At 32.7% G+C, this 20,017-nt stretch carries 18 protein-coding genes; 3 read left to right on the top strand and 15 right to left on the bottom strand.

Going from position 1 to position 20,017, the window contains the following annotated elements:
• Nucleotides 1-28: 28 nt before the first annotated feature.
• Together AC2LE6_RS03880 and AC2LE6_RS03875 are read right to left on the bottom strand one after the other, a co-directional pair.
• Nucleotides 29-907, bottom strand: coding sequence for a phosphotransferase (locus AC2LE6_RS03880; protein ID WP_484477938.1), 879 nt, complete (start codon nucleotides 905-907; stop codon nucleotides 29-31).
• Between the two features lie 3 nt (nucleotides 908-910).
• Nucleotides 911-1,702, bottom strand: coding sequence for an MBL fold metallo-hydrolase (locus AC2LE6_RS03875; protein WP_484477937.1), 792 nt, complete (start codon nucleotides 1,700-1,702; stop codon nucleotides 911-913).
• 184 nt (nucleotides 1,703-1,886) lie between these two features.
• On the opposite strand from AC2LE6_RS03875, the gene AC2LE6_RS03870 reads away from it, so the two are divergent.
• The gene (locus AC2LE6_RS03870) at nucleotides 1,887-4,466 is read left to right on the top strand and encodes a hypothetical protein (RefSeq protein ID WP_484477936.1); all 2,580 of its coding nucleotides are present in this window, start codon (nucleotides 1,887-1,889) and stop codon (nucleotides 4,464-4,466) included.
• Between the two features lie 35 nt (nucleotides 4,467-4,501).
• Here the strand turns inward: AC2LE6_RS03870 and AC2LE6_RS03865 are convergent, their stop codons facing one another.
• The 3 genes from AC2LE6_RS03865 to AC2LE6_RS03855 are packed head-to-tail and all read right to left on the bottom strand — an operon-like array spanning nucleotide 4,502 to nucleotide 8,674.
• A complete protein-coding gene (locus tag AC2LE6_RS03865) occupies nucleotides 4,502-5,398 on the bottom strand; it encodes an HD domain-containing protein (protein ID WP_484477935.1) in 897 nt (298 codons plus the stop codon).
• A gap of 8 nt (nucleotides 5,399-5,406) precedes the next feature.
• A complete protein-coding gene (pulA, locus tag AC2LE6_RS03860; protein ID WP_484477934.1) occupies nucleotides 5,407-7,500 on the bottom strand; it encodes a type I pullulanase in 2,094 nt (697 codons plus the stop codon).
• The gene (locus AC2LE6_RS03855; RefSeq protein WP_484477933.1) at nucleotides 7,493-8,674 is read right to left on the bottom strand and encodes a CCA tRNA nucleotidyltransferase; all 1,182 of its coding nucleotides are present in this window, start codon (nucleotides 8,672-8,674) and stop codon (nucleotides 7,493-7,495) included. The genes pulA and AC2LE6_RS03855 overlap by 8 nt, the downstream gene beginning before the upstream one ends.
• A gap of 102 nt (nucleotides 8,675-8,776) precedes the next feature.
• Between AC2LE6_RS03855 and AC2LE6_RS03850 the strand changes: the two genes are divergently transcribed.
• A complete protein-coding gene (locus AC2LE6_RS03850) occupies nucleotides 8,777-9,388 on the top strand; it encodes a YigZ family protein (RefSeq protein ID WP_484477932.1) in 612 nt (203 codons plus the stop codon).
• Nucleotides 9,389-9,411: 23 nt separating this feature from the next.
• Here the strand turns inward: AC2LE6_RS03850 and AC2LE6_RS03845 are convergent, their stop codons facing one another.
• Both AC2LE6_RS03845 and AC2LE6_RS03840 read right to left on the bottom strand, forming a co-directional pair.
• Nucleotides 9,412-9,630, bottom strand: a complete 219-nt coding sequence (locus AC2LE6_RS03845) for a DUF1146 family protein (RefSeq protein WP_484477931.1) — start codon at nucleotides 9,628-9,630, stop codon at nucleotides 9,412-9,414.
• Complete coding sequence (locus AC2LE6_RS03840) at nucleotides 9,630-10,055, bottom strand: NusG domain II-containing protein (RefSeq protein ID WP_484477930.1); 426 nt, start codon at nucleotides 10,053-10,055, stop codon at nucleotides 9,630-9,632. The genes AC2LE6_RS03845 and AC2LE6_RS03840 overlap by 1 nt, the downstream gene beginning before the upstream one ends.
• Before the next feature lie 295 nt (nucleotides 10,056-10,350).
• Here AC2LE6_RS03840 and AC2LE6_RS03835 point away from each other — a divergent pair, with 295 nt between their 5' ends.
• Nucleotides 10,351-11,874 (top strand): hypothetical protein, encoded by a 1,524-nt coding sequence (locus AC2LE6_RS03835; protein WP_484477929.1) that lies wholly within the window; start codon nucleotides 10,351-10,353, stop codon nucleotides 11,872-11,874.
• Nucleotides 11,875-11,974: 100 nt separating this feature from the next.
• Here AC2LE6_RS03835 and AC2LE6_RS03830 read toward each other — a convergent pair whose 3' ends face one another.
• From AC2LE6_RS03830 to AC2LE6_RS03795, 8 genes are read right to left on the bottom strand one after another with little or no spacing between them, the layout of a single operon-like run.
• Nucleotides 11,975-12,280: a (Fe-S)-binding protein gene (locus tag AC2LE6_RS03830; protein WP_484477928.1), complete on the bottom strand. Its 306-nt coding sequence runs from the start codon at nucleotides 12,278-12,280 to the stop codon at nucleotides 11,975-11,977.
• The gene (locus tag AC2LE6_RS03825; protein ID WP_484477927.1) at nucleotides 12,280-12,903 is read right to left on the bottom strand and encodes an electron transport complex protein RnfA; all 624 of its coding nucleotides are present in this window, start codon (nucleotides 12,901-12,903) and stop codon (nucleotides 12,280-12,282) included. The genes AC2LE6_RS03830 and AC2LE6_RS03825 overlap by 1 nt, the downstream gene beginning before the upstream one ends.
• Before the next feature lies 1 nt (nucleotide 12,904).
• Complete coding sequence (gene rsxE, locus AC2LE6_RS03820; protein WP_484477926.1) at nucleotides 12,905-13,543, bottom strand: electron transport complex subunit RsxE; 639 nt, start codon at nucleotides 13,541-13,543, stop codon at nucleotides 12,905-12,907.
• On the bottom strand, nucleotides 13,543-15,414 hold the full coding sequence (locus AC2LE6_RS03815; RefSeq protein WP_484477925.1) for an FMN-binding protein: 1,872 nt from the start codon (nucleotides 15,412-15,414) through the stop codon (nucleotides 13,543-13,545). Before AC2LE6_RS03815 ends, rsxE begins: the two co-directional genes overlap by 1 nt.
• Nucleotides 15,414-16,547 carry an RnfABCDGE type electron transport complex subunit D gene (locus tag AC2LE6_RS03810; RefSeq protein ID WP_484477924.1) on the bottom strand — a complete coding sequence of 378 codons (1,134 nt, stop codon included), beginning with the start codon at nucleotides 16,545-16,547 and terminating at the stop codon, nucleotides 15,414-15,416. The genes AC2LE6_RS03815 and AC2LE6_RS03810 overlap by 1 nt, the downstream gene beginning before the upstream one ends.
• A gap of 11 nt (nucleotides 16,548-16,558) precedes the next feature.
• Nucleotides 16,559-17,776, bottom strand: a complete 1,218-nt coding sequence (locus tag AC2LE6_RS03805; protein ID WP_484477923.1) for a 4Fe-4S dicluster domain-containing protein — start codon at nucleotides 17,774-17,776, stop codon at nucleotides 16,559-16,561.
• A gap of 9 nt (nucleotides 17,777-17,785) precedes the next feature.
• The gene (locus AC2LE6_RS03800; RefSeq protein ID WP_484477922.1) at nucleotides 17,786-19,564 is read right to left on the bottom strand and encodes a [FeFe] hydrogenase, group A; all 1,779 of its coding nucleotides are present in this window, start codon (nucleotides 19,562-19,564) and stop codon (nucleotides 17,786-17,788) included.
• 9 nt (nucleotides 19,565-19,573) lie between these two features.
• The gene (locus AC2LE6_RS03795; protein ID WP_484477921.1) at nucleotides 19,574-19,927 is read right to left on the bottom strand and encodes an NADH-ubiquinone oxidoreductase-F iron-sulfur binding region domain-containing protein; all 354 of its coding nucleotides are present in this window, start codon (nucleotides 19,925-19,927) and stop codon (nucleotides 19,574-19,576) included.
• Nucleotides 19,928-20,017: the final 90 nt, after the last annotated feature.

Below are 20,017 nucleotides of genomic sequence, written 5' to 3'. Positions count from 1 at the left end.
AAATAAAAAAGTTAGTTTTTAAACTAACTTATTTAATACTATCTAAAAATCCTTGTGCTTTATCTAAATAAAGGTTCGCAACAAACATAAAATCAACTCCAAGGTCAACTGATAACCCGATAAATTCTTTGTATAAAGCAACGTTGTGCCACTGTAAACATTGGAAACTTCTAAAGAAGTATAAACGATTATATTCTTCTACTTTTGGTGTTCTCCCTAAATAGACAGGAAGAAGTTCAAGTGCATGATTGAAATCATTGTTTCCAAAACAGGCAATATCATAATATGGATCATTGTTTCCTGTGAATTCCCAGTCCATTAACTTAAGGCTATCATTAGGTGTTTTTACAAAGTTTGAAATTTGAGAATCACCATGCGATAACACAAGTCTTGATTGTTCCATATATGTATCCTTATAAGATAGGAATCGTTCTTTTAATTCATTGTATCTTTCTGAGTGTTTATGCCCATATTCTAATGTATATGCTTCATATTGTTCTAATCTACCTAGTGGATCATAATCAAAATCACTTCTAAGTTCACTACTATGGATACTATGAAGAACATCACTTGCTTCTTTTAAGTAGTCAAGTGGATTTAATTCTGAAAGAGGTTGTCCTTCAATATATTTTGCGATTTTAAATCCATTTTCTATATCTAAATAAACCGTCTCATTATTCAAGTTCAAAGTTTGTACTAAATTTATATGATGTTGCTCATTTTTTCTATCTACAAATTTTTCAGCATTTTTTCCTGGGATTCTAAAAGTATATAAATCACCATTTACTTCGATAAGATATGTATAATTACTCATTCCACCCATTAATCTGTTTTTTACAATTACACTGTCCTCTGATACATGTAATGCTTTGGTTGTAATCTCTTTAATGATTCGTTCGTTCGTCATTTCTTAATCCTCCTCAATTACAGTTGTTGGTATATCTTGTGATGCTACCATTATATTATAATCACTGACTGTTAGTCCATAGTCAGAAAATACTTCTTTTAAGGTGTCAGATGCATGTTTAGGTGTATTACATTCTCTAGAGGGATGTGCAAGGATAATATGTTTTGTTTTATCTCCAACTATTTGACTTAAATTATAAGCGCTATCCGTATTTGACATATGACCTTTTACTCCATCAATTCTCTGTTTTAAATAAAACGGTCTATTTGATGTGAATAATAATGTGACATCATAATTACTTTCAAATATGTATGCATCAGCATTTCTTAAAATATCGTGATCTTTTTTTGGTAAGTATCCTGTATCTGTTATATATACAATCTTTTTTCCTTCTCCATATAATATATATCCAACCGCATCACTAGAATCATGCGAAACACTGATTGGGTATATCTTGATATTACCAATCATAAATTCTTGATGTGGTTCAATAAAATGAAGTTGAGATTCTTGGATGTTTTCACTTTGTTTATAATGAAAAGATAAAAACGTTTCTTCTGTTAAGAAGCACGTTGTTGGCACCTTTTTAAGAAGCACGTTTAACCCAGCAATATGATCTGAATGTTCATGGGTTATCAAAACACCATCTAAAGAATCTAAATTCAGATTGATATCTTCTAATCTTTTATTTGTTTGTCTAAAAGACAATCCTGAATCAATCAATACTTTCGTATTTTCGAGTTCAATATATGTTGTGTTCCCTTTACTTCCACTACCTAAAACAGACAACTTCATAAAACCACCTCTTCTACCTTGAATATTATACCTTATAACGTAAAAAAAACAATCCATTTACTGTAGTTGAATTTATGTAATTTGTAACTTACCTGATTATAACTTATCCTTATAAATAATGATTGTTTTTATTCGATAATAATGATAATATATATATTGCGTAAATATTAAGGAGTGAATAACAATGAATAAAGGATTTATTATTAGAGCATCAATTATTATAGCTGTATGTGCTTCAATAGTTATAGCTGCAGTTAGTTGTGATTTTATGGCTGCAAGGAGTGAAGTAGTTGCACCTATATCGAACCCAGATAGTGTGTTTTTAACACTTGATGATGGAGTAAATGTTACATACCAAGAACTATGGGATGTAATGAAACACGTTGAAGGGATCCCTTACTTAGAAGAGTATGTAGATACAATTCTATTAGCGGATTATATTGCATTAGTAGATCAAGACGATGTAGATAGAGAAATTATCATGTTAAAATATTTAACTGATGATGAAGATATTATTGCTGAAATTCAAGCAGATGCTGAATTACACCAAGAATATTTAGAAACATTTGATCAAAATATTAGATTATTAGGATTCGATCCTGATAGCAATGAAAGCCTAACTGAATTTGTAACATTAGGTATTGCTAAAATGAAATATGTACAAAACAAAGTTATGACAGCTGTAGAAGGAGACGAATTCTTTATCTCTGATGATATGTTAGAGTTATTCTACGATGAAGAAAACAGAGGAACTGCTTGTTCATTCGAACTTAGATTCTCAAATTCTGTAGAAGCAACTAAAGTATTCGATCATTTCAATCTAGTAGCTAGTTATACTGATGAAGATGGAAATCACGGAATCGGATTATATGACCCTGCACTAAACTTAGACAGTGAAGATAATCCTAAACCTATCGGTGATGTTTCAAAAGCTGATTTCAATGACACAAATACTGAATTGTTAAGTGAAAATGAAGTGTTTAGTTATTATATCAAAGTTTGGAATTACATTAACCCATGGGAAACTCCAATTAGTGAAGGTGAAACTCAATTATCATTCTGTACTAATCAAGCAGATATTGCTTTTAAAGATTACAGTGAAATGGTAGATGGAAAAGCTTCAAATGATCCTTATGTTAAACTTGCAAACTATCTATTCGTAACAGTAGATTTAGATGCACAAGGAATCATACCTTACACTTATTCTCATTCAAATGTATATGGTGAATTTATGATAATGACTTATAAAATATCACAAACACCAGCACCTGAATTTATTACATTAGATGATACTGAGAAACTTGCTTTAAAACAAGAAATCGCAGAACAATTATCTAGTGATGCAATTATTAGTGCAGTAATTGAAGATTTGAGAGTTGAAAATGATTTTACAATCTACGATCCATTCTTCCGTTTAACATTAGACTATCAAGCAAAAACTCAAGGTACTGAAGTTACTTATATCTTAAACGATGACGGTAATAAAGAATATATCGCTTCAATCGGAGAAACAATGATTACTCCTGATGATTTATTCGATTACATGATGAGTAGAGTTGGTGCACAATACGGAATTGAATTGGCTAAAATTAAAGTATTAAATGCTTCAGGTTATTTCACTGAAACATTTGGTTCAGATAGAAACGTTTTAGAAAGTGACAACGAGAATTTAGTTGAATTAAGAGATGTTGATTTAGCAAATATCGAAGAAGCATTCTTAAATGGAGCATACGTACAACAATACGGATTCGATCCAGCAACAATGGATTTGGATGAATTCATCTACTTAGCATTCAATGTAAGAACTACTGAAGAAGTACTTGCAAATGTATTTGTAGTTAGAGACTTAAAAACAGAATTCATTATTGATACTATCATTTATGATTCAACTGTTGCTCACATGCAAGATCAAGTAGATAGATATGTTAGTTTAAACGCTACTCATTTATTATTATATGTTGATCGTGATGGAGACTTAAGCCCTGATGATTACAGTGACTTCTTAGCTACATTATCACCTGCAGAGGTTGATGAGTATAACTTAATGGTTACTGCACTTGAAGATGCAATTATGACAGAACTTAACGATGATACTAAATCATTCAGTACTATCGTATTAGATTATAAAAACGCACCACTTGATGGAACAAGTGAATGGGCTGAATTCAAAGAATATGGTTTATTCATTACAACTCAAGCATTAGGTGAAATTCACCAAAACAATATCGAGAATTATGATGAAGATTTTGGAAATGAAATCGTACGTTTATATGAGTTATACAATGAATCAACTGAAATTGATAAAACATTCTTACTAGCAGATAGATTAGTAGAAACTGATTTCGGAATTCACTTAGTAAGAGTTACAAAAGGAACTTCATTCGATATGGCTAGTGCAATGTTTGCATATGGTGATGATGATGAAGAGGTTGGTTATTATGTTGACGGTGTTGAAAACACAAGTCACGTACCAAACCAAGCACAAGTTGAAGCATGGATGTTAATCCAAGTTGAAACTGCTAAAGGTTTAGACCCTAGTGTTAAACTTCCTGAAAGTGTAACTGCTGCAATAGAGTATTACTTCCAACCAGTATTCAACGTTTATGTTGGTACATCAGGATTCGGAATTGCTATGGCTGATTACATGATTGATCATAACGTAGACTTCGTACAAAATGCTGATTTAGCAGATGTACTTGAAGATATGTTAAATGCTTATTATGATGTTTCATTCCCAGAGTTATTCGAAAGAAACCCTGAATAATAGATAAATAAAAAAGACCAGAAATGGTCTTTTTTTTATAGTTTTGATTTATAGAATTTTTCACGATCAGCAACAGGAATTGGTGAAGTGAATTCTCCAGGTTCTGTTTGATCAAGAACTTCTTTTAGTACAGTCATCTTAGAATCTACATTATCAATGAAATGTACAATCAATGCTTCTGGAATCATTGGTTTCTTAGGAGACCCGTAATTACCATAGTAATGATGTGATAATACCATATGCTCAATTAGTAATGCTTCTTCTGATCCACCATGTCCAAGTTTTTGAGCAGTTAACTCAATTCCTTTAATACCCATAGTGATATGTCCAAGTAGACGTCCTTCTTTTGAATACTCAGGTCCTGCATAGTTTGTTAGTTCTTTTGTTTTATAGATATCATGAAGTACAATTCCTGCGACAAGTAAGTCTTTATTCAAGAATGGATAAACATTCATAAACCCATCAATCAACGTTAACATTGTTGATGTGTGATAACTTAATCCACCGATGTATGCATGATGGAATTTTGTAGCAGCTGGATATAAGTAGAATGGATCTTTCATCTCCTCATATAATGAAGTTACAATCTCTTTAATAACTTCGTTTTTGATACTTGAAATATAAGACTCTACAATCTCTTTTATTGTTACTGTATCAAGTGGTGCAAACTCATAGAATATTTCCATCAATCTTGCTTTTTCAGCAAACTCAATATCAGCATCATCAATATGAACAAACTCATGTATTAAATACTGTTCACGTTCTTTAAAGATGATTTTCTCAGTTTCCATGTAATAAACTGAATTCCATTTCACTGTTTTTTCTTTGTCTATACGACATGTGATTCTTTCATTTTTTTCTGTGATTACGCTTAATGTATTTGTGTCATATGACGTTTCATTAATCGAATCTATTTTTGCATAAAATTTCATGCTTTCACCTATTTTCTTTTTAAGATGTACGTTGTGATTTCATTTACTTCTAATTTAGATATCACTCTTCTTGATCGTTTTTCTCCGTCAAATATCAAAGTGTATTTTTCATCAAAGTGTATCATTTCACGTTCATCATTGTTTTTAAATATTACTTTCAATTCAGTATCCGCATCTTTTAATGTATAGATAATTGTTCCATTATCGTTAAACTGAACCGAACAATAATCTCTAACTTTTGATGGTGCAGTTAGCCTGAATAAATCGTATTTTTTTCTAATGCGTAGTAACTCTTTTACATACTGTGTATCATCGTAGTTTTCATCTAGTAAATCCCAGTTAATCATATTGATTTTATCAGGAGAACGATACGAGTTTTCTACTCCGTTTTTTGTTCTGTAGAATTCCTGTCCTGCGTGTATAAATGGAATCCCTTGAGATAAGATGACAAGTGATGTAGCAAGTCTTTGTCTTCTTTTTAGTTCTGCTGGTAATGCTTCAGGTAATGCCCCTTTTGCTTTATCATAGAATGTATTATTATCATGGCATTCTACATAGTTCACAGATTGTGAAGGATATCTAAATAAGAATTTATTTTGAGAGCTACCTAGTAGTATATTTTTAACATCATCTGCGTGTGCCACACTACCAAGTGCGTATCCTTTTTCTTTTAAACTAAATGTTGCTCCCTTTATTGTTTCTCTTGTTTTATCATTGAAGTGTCCAATGTTAAATAACAAATGTTTATTATACATGTGAGCTGCTTGTTCATACCCGATTTCAGTATTCATTCTCCACCCTTCACCATATACAATAATATCTTTTCTAAAACGATCTAGTTTTTGTCTTAAAGTGTTCATCGTTTTAATATCAATCAATCCCATTAAGTCAAAACGGAATCCATCTATCTTAAATTCTTTGGCCCAGTACATAATACTATCTAAAATGAATTTACGAATCATTCTTCGTTCTGTTGCTAAATCACTTTCACAACCACTTGAGTTGGTTAAGTGTCCAGACTTGTCGAAGCGATACGCATACCCAGGAATGATTTTTTCAAACGGGAATGTTTTAATATCGTATACATGGTTGAATACAACATCCATATTTACTCTTAAACTTTTTTTATGTAATGCATCTATTAGTTTTTTTAGTTCATTGATTCTAGCATATGGATCATTAGGATCCGTACTGAACCACCCTTCAGGTACGTTATACTGTTCTGGATTGTAACCCCAGTTATATAGTTTATCTTTATTTAGTTCATCTACTCCACCAAAATCATAGATTGGCAGTAATTGAACATGTGTAATTCCTAAATCTTCTAAGTAATCAATTCCAGCTGCGTTACCTTCTTTTGTTTTTACTTTCTCTTCCATAAATCCAAGGTAAGTCCCTTTTGATTTTGTTGAAATAGAATCAGAGATTGTAAAGTCTCTAACATGTGCTTCGTAAATAATAGCGTCTGTTGGAACACCACTGAACTTTGGTCTTTGGTGTTGCATTTTATATATCTTACCAGGATCAACAACATAACTATATTCTGCGTTTGCATTACTGCTAATCGCATATGGATCTGTCAGTTTATGTTCTTTCCCATTCACATATGATATATAACGATATTTATATCCTTCATAATCCCCACGAAGTCTTAAATACCAAACTCCTTGATTATCGTATTCCATATCATGTACTTCTACTGTTCCAGCTTTATCAACCAATTCAAGTTTGATATATTTGGCAACTGGTGTCCAAAGTTTAAATTTAGTTCTATCTCTTCGATAAGATGACCCTAAATCACTTTGTTCATAATAATATATATCATCAAATAATTCGGTTCTAACAATCTTTCCAGTGAAAAGTTCACTAGATATGCCTTCATCGTCAAAAACATAGTACATTTGATTTAAAAGGATATACCCGTCAAATCTAGCAGTGTATTTCTTTTCAAATCCAATCGTTTCTACTTTTTCAATTTCTAATTCAATTTCTTCATCATTTCCAACCACTTTGAAACTAGGTATATCAGTCTCTCTATATTCAGTTGGTACGATGATAGTGATTTGGCTAAAATCATCTAAGTAAGAAAAAAACTTATTCATCAACATCACTCTTTCTTTGTAATTCTTCAACACGTTTTAAAGCGAACTCTTTTAATATATCATAATCGTTGGGCATTATCCCCATAATTACATTATATAATAAATCGTCAATTACTAGCGCAATGACACTTCTCTTCTTTAGTGTAGTAAGTTGTAATATATCTTGTCCCTTGAATGTAAGATCACAAACATCTTTTACAATTAGGTTATCTCCTATTGTAGTTACTAGTTCTTCTTGATCTTTATATCCAAGTAGTACATTAATTCTATTTACAAGAAGACATACTTCTACTCTATTAACGAATACAATAAATTCATTAAAGGAATCTTCTTTTGTGACTTGATGTAAATTTAGCACTTGAAGGATCAGTCTTCCTTGCTTATTACTAAATCTCCAAACATTGTCCCATTCACCTTTTATGAAACAAATGATAAATGCTTCAACAGATGATAATGGATTTTCTAATGTACTAATATATCTTAATCCATTTTCAATTCCATATAGTTCTTCATCAAATAAGGTTTCTTTCATATATTTTAGTGCTTTGTTTCTATATTTATTGGTTAAGATTTTATCTAATTCAACCATAACTCTTTCGATTGAAATGTTTTTGATTAAGTGTTTGCTTTTCTTTATTCCATCAATTGTTTCTGAATCAAGATCAAATCCAAGTTTTGAAACAAATCTAAATGCACGTAACATTCTCAGTGCATCTTCTGTGAATCTCTTCTCTGCATCATTAATTGTTCTGATCACTTTATCTTTCAAATCCTGTTTGGCATTGAAGTGATCGAATATTTGCTCATCTTCATCCATAATAATAGCGTTCATCGTAAAATCTCTTCTTGATAAATCATCGATTACCTTAGTTGAATACTGTACATCTTCAGGTCTTCTATTGTCTTTATACTCACCATCGAAACGATATGTTGTAACCTCATATTTATATTCATCTAATATAACAGTCACACTTCCGTATTTTTTTCCAGTTTCTTTTACATTCTCAAATACATTGATTACTTCTTCTGGGAGTGCATTTGTTGTGATATCTACATCTTTAAAATCAAGATTAAGTAGATAATCTCTAACCGCTCCACCAACAAAGTAAGCTTCGTATCCATTTGCTTTTAATTCTCGTAATATTTCTTTACCACGATTAATATACTCATTCATATAAATCACCATTAAAATTATACAATAACAATCACCAATTTTCCATCATATCATTATATTTTGTTAAATCAAGTCCTGTGTTATAATTATTTTGGTGATATTATGAAAAGCATTCAAAAAGAAGTCATTGAAGAACTAATAATAAATAAATCTAAATTCATTAATTATTTGGCCCCAATAACAAATGTTGAAGAAGCCAAAACATATATGATTACATTACGAAAAAAGCACCCTGATGCGAACCATCATTGTTATGCATATATCGTTGGTGATAACCAAAGCATACAAAAGTTTAGTGACGATGGTGAACCAAGTAAAACAGCTGGGTTACCAATGCTTGAGGTATTAAAGAAAAATGATTTAACTGATGTTATAAACGTCAGTGTTCGTTATTTCGGTGGTATCAAACTAGGAGCTGGAGGTTTGGTTAGAGCGTATACTAAGGGTTGTGCACAATCGGTAAAGAATAGTTTACCTTCTATTAAAACTTCATTTACAACTATAAGAATATCAATTGAGTTTGATTATATAGGTGTGTGTGAAAAACACTTGAGAGATACCACAGAACTAATCAACACAACATATGATGATAAAGTTCACTATGATGTTATTGTCAGGTCAGATTATGAGAATACAATCAAATCTGAAATCACTCAAAAAACAAAAGGTAGTGCCTTGTTTTCTATATTGAATACAGAGAGAAAATATATATAAAAAAAACGGATGAAAATCCGTTTTTAATTTGCAATGGTATATGACATCTCTAAGATGCTTATGATCGCATGACTTGAAAGATACGCAAAAACTAAAATAAACAATACTATAAATACTCTTATTTCTCTTGTGTATCCTTTTTTAAAGAGTTTTGATAAATCCCAAGCTTGTGTAATGTTATAAACAAGTGGAATAAAGATTAAAAACAATACTACTTCTAAAATCACAAAATAATTATCCATTATCCAGTACCGTCAATTTCCGATGGAATCGATTCATCTTTAATCACAATAACCAAATTATTAGGCAGGCAAGTTATTGGTTTTACAGTACTATTGCTCCAACCTTGATCTTGGCAAATATTCTTAGGAGATGTCTCGTCAATTACTCTAACTTTTCCATCTTTATATTCAATTGTTACAGGACCGTTAGTCCCATTCACAATGTATGTGAAATTCTCTTCATTTATTTCAAATACATGTTGTGTTTGTAATACTTCATAACTACCATCTTTTAGTTCAATTTCTAGTATCGGTTTGTTGTTAAAAATTACAAATGCTGTACCGTTTGGAACTTCGGTATTATTTTGTATAGTTCGCACAACGAACAAACTAACTAGGGCGAGAACTGTGATTACTGATAGTAAAATTATGTCACTTTTTTTCATAAAATCACCTTTTTTTTCTTCTTTATAAATTATACCATAATTGATAAAGAAAATAAAAAAAATAGTAACGAAAATTTTCGTTAAACCATTAAATGGCTTTGCTTATATCTTAAACGATTTTATCATCATTTTTAGTTTGAACACTAACTAATAACGACACCAAACCGTTAGTGTACTAACTATTATATAATCGCTTAAAATAGACGTTTTCTCATATATTATTAGTTGACAATACGCACACTAATACCTTATAATATTAAACGTATAAAATAATATTAGGAGGAAAGAAATTATTATGAAAAAGATTTTAGTTTTTATCGCGGCATTAGCTCTTTCTCTAACATTAGTAGGGTGTACACCTGAAACAGTTATTGAGTATGTAGACGTGCCTATGGAATTATCTGAATTACCTGCAACAATGGATGACATCAATGATGTTGATGACTATCTAGGAAGACCTGACGTTCAATATGTTGATTTAAGAAACTTTGACGACAAAATGAAATCAGGATACATCGCTGGATTCGAAATGATCCCATTCTTCGATTACTTAGAGGCTGCTGATGTTCTAGTTAGAACTGATGGAGATTGGACATTTGCTGCTGCTGATATCGTAAATCAAGGTGGATTATTTGAATTATTCGACCAAGACAAAACAATTTTCTTAATGTGTGGTAGTGGAACTAGAGCTGGTTTCGTTATGGACGCATTACTATCACTTGGATACGAAGACGTAATTAACGTTGGTGGAATCTCAAGTTATACTGGAGATAACAAAGTATTAGGTGATGGTACATTTGAATTGAACCACCCTATGAGTGGATCATTCACTCCAGGTACTTACTTCGCTGTAGATCCTACAACACAATACACTGCAACTATCGTTGTTGGTGCTGGTGGATACATTGAAGACGTAGTATTTGATGCTATGTATCATGGAACTACTAAAAACACTTTAGGAGCTGGATATACTTTAGGTTCTGGTGTTACTTGGCAAGCTGAAGCTGCTGAATTAGCTGCTTACGTACAAGCTAACCAAGGTTGGGGAGAAATCATATTAGACGTTACTGACATTACAGGAATGAATATGTTAACTGCTCCTCATCACTTTATTGAAATCAACCATGATGGTGCTGTTGATGCCGTTTCTGGTGTTACAATTGGTGCTGAAGGATTCGTATTAGCATGGAACTTAGCTATTGAAATGGCTGGCGGAACTGCTATCGCTGATATCCCTACATCTGATGAATGGGCAGCTGCACACGCTCCTGCTTATGTTTATAACGACGGAGTATTCTTTGGAGATACTGATGCTGGATATACTGCAAGAGTAACTATCGAAGACGGTGTTATTACAGACGTATACTTTGATGCATTAAATGTTAGAACTTCAACTGAAATAGTTTATGACGTTGAAATCCCTGCTGTATTATGTGATGCTGATGATGTTACTGCTGGTACATTAGATGCTGCTGGTGCTGCATGTGTTCTTGATGCTGTTAAAGTTGCTTCATATCTTGAAGATCAAGTTACAGTTACTTATACTACTTTCTCAACTAAACAAGCATTACAAGAAGGTTACACTTTAGCTTCTGGTATTACTTGGGCTGCTGAAGCTGATGAATTAGCTGCTGCAATCGTTGATATGCAACAATGGGATCCTCTATGGGTAATTATCCCTGGTGTTGATGGTGGACATGATGACTTCGATATGACTGATACTTATACTGTTGATGCAGTTGGTGGAGTTACAATCGGAATGGAAGGTTTCTACGAGTCATTCGAAGAAGCAATCACAAAAGCAATCCCTACAACATAGTAAATTTTTAAACTAAAAGCGAACTTCGGTTCGCTTTTTTTATACTTAAATTCAGTTTTAAACAAAAGAAAGAGTGTACATTTTGTACACTCTTTTCTAATTACATTTTAACTTTTACAAACTCTCCAGATTCATCAGGATGAGATTCTAGATATTCTTTGATATCGTCTCTCATTTCTTGATCTCCAGGTTTACATTGTGATAGCTTTGAATCTTCATTTAATATTGCCTCTGCCATCGCTTTACAACCTGGGTTACCACATAACCCACAGTTCTGATTTGGAAGCATATCAACTACATCTTGTAACCTTGGATCCTCTTCTACATACAGTAGAACAGATGCCAGTGATAATGTAAGTGCTAGTACTACACTAATAACAACACTAAGTATAATAACTGTAGTCATTAAACAATACCTCCGAATCCAACAAATATCATTGCCATGATGAATGCTGTGATAAGAGCGATTGGAATACCTTGCCAGTTACGTTTGATTGGATATGCATCCATTTCTTCACGTATTGCACTGAACAAGAATATAATCAATGCGTACCCTATTGAGATACCAAGTGCGTATATAGTAACTTGTGCCAATGTAGGATTAGCGAATCCGATTTTTGTTTCACTATTTTTAGTGATATCGATTGCTACCCCAAGTACAGCACAGTTTGTAGTGATTAGTGGTAAGTAAACACCTAAAGCACTATAGATTGAAGCTGAGAATTTTTTAATGATCATTTCTACTAATTGTACGAATGATGCGATAACTAAGATGAATATAATAGTAGATAAGAATCTTAAGTCTTGAACACCCGGTAAATCAGGGTTAATATCTTTTACTAATACATTAACGTAGATTAAGTGTGAAATCATAGCAGATAAAGTAATAACGAAAGTTACTGCCATACCCATACTGATTGCTGATGATTTCTTAGTTGAAACTCCTAAGAATGGACATAGACCATAAAACTGTTTTAATACAACATTATTTACGAATATAGCTCCGAATGCAATTGCGATTAAATCCATATTAAGCCACCTCGCTTTGTTCAGCTTTTCTGAACTTAACTTTGTTGATTTGTGATACTAAGATCCCAAATACTAAGAAAGCTCCTGCAGCTGATGTTAATAATCCGATTGTATATGTTTCAGGGATTAACGTAAATGATAAGTTACCCCAAATAGTAATTGTTCCGTTTCCTAATAACTCACGGAAGAATGCGATTAATGCTATCCCACCTGTGAATCCAATACCCATACCTAATCCGTCTAATACTGATCTAACAGGTCCGTTTTTAGAAGCAAATGCTTCTGCACGTCCTAAGATTAAACAGTTTACAACGATTAAGCTTAAGAATGTACCTAAACTAATATATAAATCATATAGTTTCCACTCCATGAATACTTCTAAGATTGTAACTAGTCCTGCGATGATTACGATAAAGATTGGGATACGTACTTCTCGTGGTACATAGTTTCTGATTAATGAAATAATCAAGTTACTAAATACAAGAACGAAAATTACACCTGCACCCATTCCAAGAGCATCTGATACTTTAGATGTTACTGCTAAAGTAGGACACATTCCGAGGAATTGTACGAATGTAGGATTTTGTTTTAAGAAACCATTAGTAAAAACTTCAGTCAATGACTTTTGAGGTTTTGCCATTAGTTTCCACCTCCTACGTTATTATCTTCATGATACTCTGCGATTGCCTCAAGAGCTGCTCTCATACCACCTGTTGTGGTAGATACTCCACTCCATGAATCAATATTAACTTGTGCATCTAATATACTACCAATTTCGATAGCTGTATATAAATTTAAGAATGTAGATGTTTCGAAGATTTGACCTCCTGAGTAATCAGGTGCCCACTCCCAAGAAGTACCATCAGTGATGATGTATAACTCTTGTGTTAGACCTGCATTATTAACACCCCATGTGTATTCAACGTTCAAGAAGTTCCCAGACTCAAATCCGTAATATACATACCCAATTACATTTGATCCTGAATCTAAAGCTGCATAAATATTTCTTATACCTTCTTGATATGGTGTATCTTCATATACTTCTACAAATGAATCTGCAGTAGGATATGCTTCTTGTAAGTTTAAGTTTGCTGTAGTTTCAGAGTCTGGTCTCGGTTCTGCAATTATAATTGGTTGCTCACCCATTAATTCAACTCTATAGAATCCTACGATATCCCATAAACCATCTTTGATTGCATTTGATGTTCCTGTAGCTCCACCAATACTATCAAACTGTCCGTATAATGCTAGTATGTGATTTAAATCGATAAACAAATCTGTAAAATCTTCATCGCTAGCTTTTGAACCGTAACCTGGTGTCTCATCATTAACCAATACTCTTAATCCTGTAACATCATTAGATTCTTTATCAAATCCAATCATGATTGTCATATCATCGATAAAACCAGGGAAAGTTGCAGTTAAGATTACGAAATCATCATTCTCTTCTACTTTTTCAACGAATGTATCATCTAAAGTATAAGAGCTTGTAGTATCCGTTAAAGCTGCTTCACTAGATAATTCAACATACCATCTGGCAATTTTTTCTAGTTCAGTTTCAACATGAGGTTCATATCCCTCTACTTCAACTCTGTGATACATATATGCTTCTGTAAATGAAGTTTCAAATCCGAATAATGTTGCTGGATATGTTACTCCACCCATTTGATCATAATTATTATCTGTAGCATCTTCAACACTCATGTTAAGGAATTGTTGAATGAATTCTGGATCAGCGATGTGCGATCCGATGCCATCAGTTTCATTCATAGTAATTACTTCAACTGATTGAACTTCACTAGCTAAATCAATTGTTATTGTAAATACTGATGCTGCTGTTTGATTATATCCGTAAAACTCAACAGTATATACATACTCAATAGGTGTACCGCTTTGTTGTACTTCTTCTACTTTTGTTACACTGATTGGTAATCCTGACATAGAAGCTGTAACATCAACGATTTCAATTCCTAAGAATACATTGTTATGGAATCCAATAACTGCTGCTAAACTATCTTTCCAACCTGTAGTTGTAAATGTAGCTCCTGAGATTCCATCAAAGTTTCCAGATTCTAAATCCCCAATTGTAAGTCCAAGTAATTGATCCGTTGTTTCTTTTAAACCAATTTTCGCACCATAACCTGGTGAATCATTTTGATATAATGTTTTAAAACCAGTTACATTTCCAAGTTCATCAAATCCAACCATATATTGAATTGTTGATGCGAATCCAGAGAATTCAGCTTGATAAACATATCCAAGTCCTTCGTAATAATAAATACCAGTAATTCCTGTATCAGCAACGTCTAAGGTTTCATCCTCTTCAATTGCGTTTAAAACTGCAACTGGATGTGCTGCTGCACCTGATAAAACATCATCTTTTGCTAAGTTTGCTCTTTCCGCTGCAGCAATTTCAATTTCAGGTCTTAATGCATCTTCAACTGCGAATACACCGACCATCATCACTACAACTACTAAAGTTAATGCTAGAACGATTTTAATATGCTTCATTATAAAATCCCTCCAAACATTATTGCACTAACAGTTGATTCTTCTATCTGTCCTTTTAACATAAATCCAATGATAAATGTTACTCCGACAACTGCTATTGTAATCCCAATCAAAGTTTTGATTAGGGCTTTTTTATTTGATTTTTTAACTGTTCTATTTAAGAATGGTGTAATCATGTTACCAAATAACACGGCATAGATTAATCCTTCAACATTACTAGATAAAGTTCTAAATACCATCATTAAGATAGCTACAGTAACTGCATATACTAATTTTGTTTCTCTTGAAGTTGGAGTACTTACTGTTTCACTAACAAAGAATACTGCACCAAATACGGCAATACCAGTTATCAGGTTGATTAAGACATAGTTTAATGCCATCTCACCAAATCCAAATAAGATTCCACCAATTCCAAATGACATAACTACTACAGTTAGTAAGTAAGTACCACTGATTCGTAAGTCGATTACTTTTGTTACACATAAATATGCAAACAATAGTAATAAGACAATAACACTTGTACTACCAATACTGATTGATTGGTAATTACCAATTAATAATGGCCAAACATCAGACATGATAAATGCTGAATTTGTTGTTATTGCTGTTTTAAGTAGTTCTAATGGTGTAACTAAATCTTGTGCTAAATGGTCAGCTCCAAATGCACTAAATGCAAATAAAGCTCCAACTAGTGCTGGATTGAAAATGTAGAATCCAAATCCACCAAACACTAATTTACCAATATATACACCAACAAATACTGCTAATGCAAGAACAAAGATTGGAGTGTTAATCGGTAATAATAATGCAATTAATATCCCTGTATTGATTGGGTCTACAAATCCTTTATAAGAACTAAATTTAGTTGTATCCCCTTCAAACAATGAATAGAATAATTCAATAACAACTGCAATCATTGATGCAATTGCGATCATTGAAAATACTTTGAATGATTGTTCTAATCCTGAATTGAATAATGGTGTTACATCTTCAAATACAGGGTATGTGTAGAATCCGTTTAAGATGATTGCTGCTAATGCTGCGATGATCAATGCGATGTGTAGTGTTAACGAACGTTTATAAGTGTGCTCACCATTGGTAACGATAGGAGGCTTTTTAGTAATAAATTTCATCATATCACTCCTTATCCAACACGACGTTTAGCACGTCGCACCCATTCTAATACGTTGATATTTGATGGACATGTATATGTACATAATCCACATTCGATACAAGCTTGTGTATCTAAATCTACTATTCGTTCGTTCACATTTCTTATTTCAGCATCCATTATGTTCTGAGGAAGAATTCCTACAGGACATACATCATTACATTCACCACATTTAGTACAAACTTCTTCTTCTAGTTCTACATATTCTTGGAAGTTAATCGTATCAACATTAAGTGTGATACTTGTATTATCCGTTGTTAATTGGTTTCCTGTTGTAAATGAACCATAATGTAATACCATTTCTTCAACGTCGTTATAACCACCAAGGTCTTCTACGATTTCTGATAGTTTTGTTCCAACTACTACATCGTAAATTACATTTTCTTTTACACCATCACCTGTGATTGCTACTTGTCTTTGATTAGGTACTTTACCTAAGACAACTGCATCATAAATAATTTTAGCTGTATCAACTTTGACATATAATACACCATCATTTAGTAAGTTAGGTGATACTGGTTTGTTAATTAATTTTGAGATTACTTTGAAATCTCCACCATTTACTTTTAATAATTTAACAGTTTCTAGTTGCATATTTTTATCAACTATAGCTTCACCTAAACTATTGAATGCGAATGGTTCCATATCTTTATCTGCGATTACTGTAACAGTTTCTGCGTTAGCAGCAACTCTTAGTAATTCAATTCCATTTGCGATATTTTCTGCATTCTCATTTACAAACATATAATCTGTTTTTAAGAATGGTTCATTTGTGAATGACGCATTCACTACAACGTGTTTGATTGGTTTGTCAAATTGTAGTGGAGTATATATTCCGTCTACATTGATTTGTTCTAAACCAAGTTCTGCAATTCTAGCACGTACTTGTGATGACGATGCATTTTCAAATGATTTTAAATCTATTTGATTATCTTCCATGTTATTTTCGATAACACAGTGATCTACAGTTTTACCAAAACGATCTTGTAATTCTTCAAATCCTTTAACAGTTCCACTCACACTAGAAACAACTGGTAATTTGATTTGACCTTTGTATTTATATCCAATTACTGTCCCTATTAATACAGTGTCGCCTTCAGTAACTTTTACATTGGCGATTTTGTATGTAGGATCTGTAAGAGGAATATAAACAAATTTAGGTTCTAAATAGCTTTTATATTCATTAATCATATTCGACACCTATTCCTTTGTGAACCCTTTTTGGGTATAGTGTGTATGTAAATACTTATGAGCGATTTCACTGTTAGGTTCTCCTAACATATCTTCATAAGCTTTTAATACTTGTTCATTTTCGTGTGATTTTCTGATTGGTAAATCTGTACTGTCTTGATCGTATAAACTTTGTGATCTTCTTGCGATTACTTCATGCATTGGAATTTCATTAGTGATTGGCATTCCTCCACCATTTACACATCCTCCAGGACAAGCCATGAATTCTATGAAGTGATATTGTTTTTTACCTTCATCTAATATTTCATACATACGTTTTAAAGCTGCCCCACCATGAACTACTGCTACATTAACTGTTAAGTTTGTTTTTGGTAGTTTGATAGATGCTTCTTTTATTGTTCCTTCATATTCTTTACTGAAGTTAACACCACGTACTGCATTGAATTCCAGTGTTTCTAATGTTTCACCTTCTAAGATTTCATAAACTGAACGTAAAGCTGCTTCTGCAACTCCACCAGATGCCCCAAATATTGTTCCTGCTCCACTAAATTGAGCAAGTTGTCCTTCTAGTTCTAAATCTTCTAAACGTCTAAAATCAATACCTTTACGTTTAATCATCTTAGCAAGTTCTCTTACTGTTAATACTGCATCAACATCACGTACACCGTCTACTTCCATTTCTTCACGAGAAATTTCATATTTCTTAGCGGTACAAGGCATGATTGATACAACTGCTATATTTTCTGGTTTTTCATTTAAGTATTTTTTTCCGTAATAATTTTTGATCATTTGACCTTGCATCATATGTGGAGATTTCGCTGTTGATAAATTCCCCATGTATTCTGGTTTATACATTTCTGTATAACTAACCCATGCAGGACAACATGATGTGAATAGTGGTAATTGTCCACCATTTTTAATACGCCCGATTAGTTCAGTACCTTCTTCTAAAATAGTAAGGTCCGCTGCCCAGTTTGTATCTGTAACTTCTGTAAATCCAAGTAATTGTAATGCTCTATACATTTTTCCTTGTGTCTCTCTAACAGGAGTCCCAATGTCATACCCAAATTCTTCTGCTAGTGATGCACGAACTGCTGGAGCAACTTGTACAAATACTTTTTTATTTTCATCTTTTAATAAAGATTCAACTCTTTTAATATGGTCTGTTTCATGTAACGTACCCGTTGGACATGTTTTAGTACATTGCCCACAGAAAATACATCCTGCTTCATCGAACGCTAAACCAGGTGTAGGAGAAACGATTGGATTAATTCCATCATCATCTCTAAATTTTAAAACTTTAGCTGTTACTACGTGTTCACATACTGCGACACATCGTTTACATAAAACGCATTTACTCTGGTCTTGTGAAATACCTGTACCAAAGATCTTTTCAGGATTTCTCCCGATCCCTGGACCAAATTCTTCAAAGACAACATCGTTAGCTTTTAGTAAATCGTAGAACTCACACATTCCATCTTTTGGACATCTCCAACAATCGAATCTGTGTTTCGCTGCAAGTAAACCTAATGTAGTTTTTCTTGTGTCTAAAACTTTTTCTGAATCAGTTTGAATCACCATTCCATTTGAAATTTCTGTGTTACATGCTGATACTAAATCTTGTTCTCCTTCAACTTCTACTACGCATATACGGCAAAATCCTATTTCATTGATTTCTTCAATAAAACATAACTTCGGAATTTCAATACCGATACTCTTTGCAGCTGTAAGGATAGTTGTGCCTTTTTTTACTTTAAGTTCAATACCATTGATTGTAATCTTAGCCATAATATCCTCCTAATATTTTTTAACAGGTTGATAAAGTGTATTGTAATTGTTTTCAAGGATAACCTCGAAATTCTTACCTATATCTAACCCGACACTGCATCGAGAAGCGCGCAAGTTGTAAGTTAATTGCTCAAGCTCTTTAAGAGTTTTAAGCGTTGCTATCTCGTTAGTGTAATCATCTAAAAGTTGTTCCATGCGGATAACCCCGTCTCTACACGGTGTACATTTACCACAAATTTCAGGATGCTGCCCGACTAAGTAAGATTTCATATTTTCTATTAAATCTTTTTCACTTAATTTAGTTTCTGCATCTTGAATCCAACTCTCAAATAATTCTTTAACATTTTGAGATTCTGTACTCATTGCGTTCACCTCTTTCTGTGTTTTTCCATACTGATAACATTATAGCAAAATCGCTTACAAAAATAAACAGATTTCTATATATAAATTATA

The sequence above is a fragment of the Candidatus Izemoplasma sp. genome (assembly GCF_982632705.1).
This window is presented reverse-complemented; position numbering and strand designations above follow the sequence as displayed.

What these genes read in the sequence shown, in the direction of transcription:
- AC2LE6_RS03825 (WP_484477927.1), bottom strand. Translation starts at nt 12,903, where the DNA reads ATGGATTTAATCGCAATTGCATTCGGAGCTATATTCGTAAATAATGTT.
- AC2LE6_RS03840 (WP_484477930.1), bottom strand. Translation starts at nt 10,055, where the DNA reads ATGAAAAAAAGTGACATAATTTTACTATCAGTAATCACAGTTCTCGCC.
- AC2LE6_RS03865 (WP_484477935.1), bottom strand. Translation starts at nt 5,398, where the DNA reads ATGAAATTTTATGCAAAAATAGATTCGATTAATGAAACGTCATATGAC.
- AC2LE6_RS03835 (WP_484477929.1), top strand. Translation starts at nt 10,351, where the DNA reads ATGAAAAAGATTTTAGTTTTTATCGCGGCATTAGCTCTTTCTCTAACA.
- AC2LE6_RS03800 (WP_484477922.1), bottom strand. Translation starts at nt 19,564, where the DNA reads ATGGCTAAGATTACAATCAATGGTATTGAACTTAAAGTAAAAAAAGGC.
- AC2LE6_RS03850 (WP_484477932.1), top strand. Translation starts at nt 8,777, where the DNA reads ATGAAAAGCATTCAAAAAGAAGTCATTGAAGAACTAATAATAAATAAA.
- AC2LE6_RS03870 (WP_484477936.1), top strand. Translation starts at nt 1,887, where the DNA reads ATGAATAAAGGATTTATTATTAGAGCATCAATTATTATAGCTGTATGT.
- AC2LE6_RS03880 (WP_484477938.1), bottom strand. Translation starts at nt 907, where the DNA reads ATGACGAACGAACGAATCATTAAAGAGATTACAACCAAAGCATTACAT.
- AC2LE6_RS03855 (WP_484477933.1), bottom strand. Translation starts at nt 8,674, where the DNA reads ATGAATGAGTATATTAATCGTGGTAAAGAAATATTACGAGAATTAAAA.
- rsxE (WP_484477926.1), bottom strand. Translation starts at nt 13,543, where the DNA reads ATGGCAAAACCTCAAAAGTCATTGACTGAAGTTTTTACTAATGGTTTC.
- AC2LE6_RS03810 (WP_484477924.1), bottom strand. Translation starts at nt 16,547, where the DNA reads ATGAAATTTATTACTAAAAAGCCTCCTATCGTTACCAATGGTGAGCAC.
- pulA (WP_484477934.1), bottom strand. Translation starts at nt 7,500, where the DNA reads ATGAATAAGTTTTTTTCTTACTTAGATGATTTTAGCCAAATCACTATC.
- AC2LE6_RS03815 (WP_484477925.1), bottom strand. Translation starts at nt 15,414, where the DNA reads ATGAAGCATATTAAAATCGTTCTAGCATTAACTTTAGTAGTTGTAGTG.
- AC2LE6_RS03795 (WP_484477921.1), bottom strand. Translation starts at nt 19,927, where the DNA reads ATGAGTACAGAATCTCAAAATGTTAAAGAATTATTTGAGAGTTGGATT.
- AC2LE6_RS03845 (WP_484477931.1), bottom strand. Translation starts at nt 9,630, where the DNA reads ATGGATAATTATTTTGTGATTTTAGAAGTAGTATTGTTTTTAATCTTT.
- AC2LE6_RS03830 (WP_484477928.1), bottom strand. Translation starts at nt 12,280, where the DNA reads ATGACTACAGTTATTATACTTAGTGTTGTTATTAGTGTAGTACTAGCA.
- AC2LE6_RS03875 (WP_484477937.1), bottom strand. Translation starts at nt 1,702, where the DNA reads ATGAAGTTGTCTGTTTTAGGTAGTGGAAGTAAAGGGAACACAACATAT.
- AC2LE6_RS03805 (WP_484477923.1), bottom strand. Translation starts at nt 17,776, where the DNA reads ATGATTAATGAATATAAAAGCTATTTAGAACCTAAATTTGTTTATATT.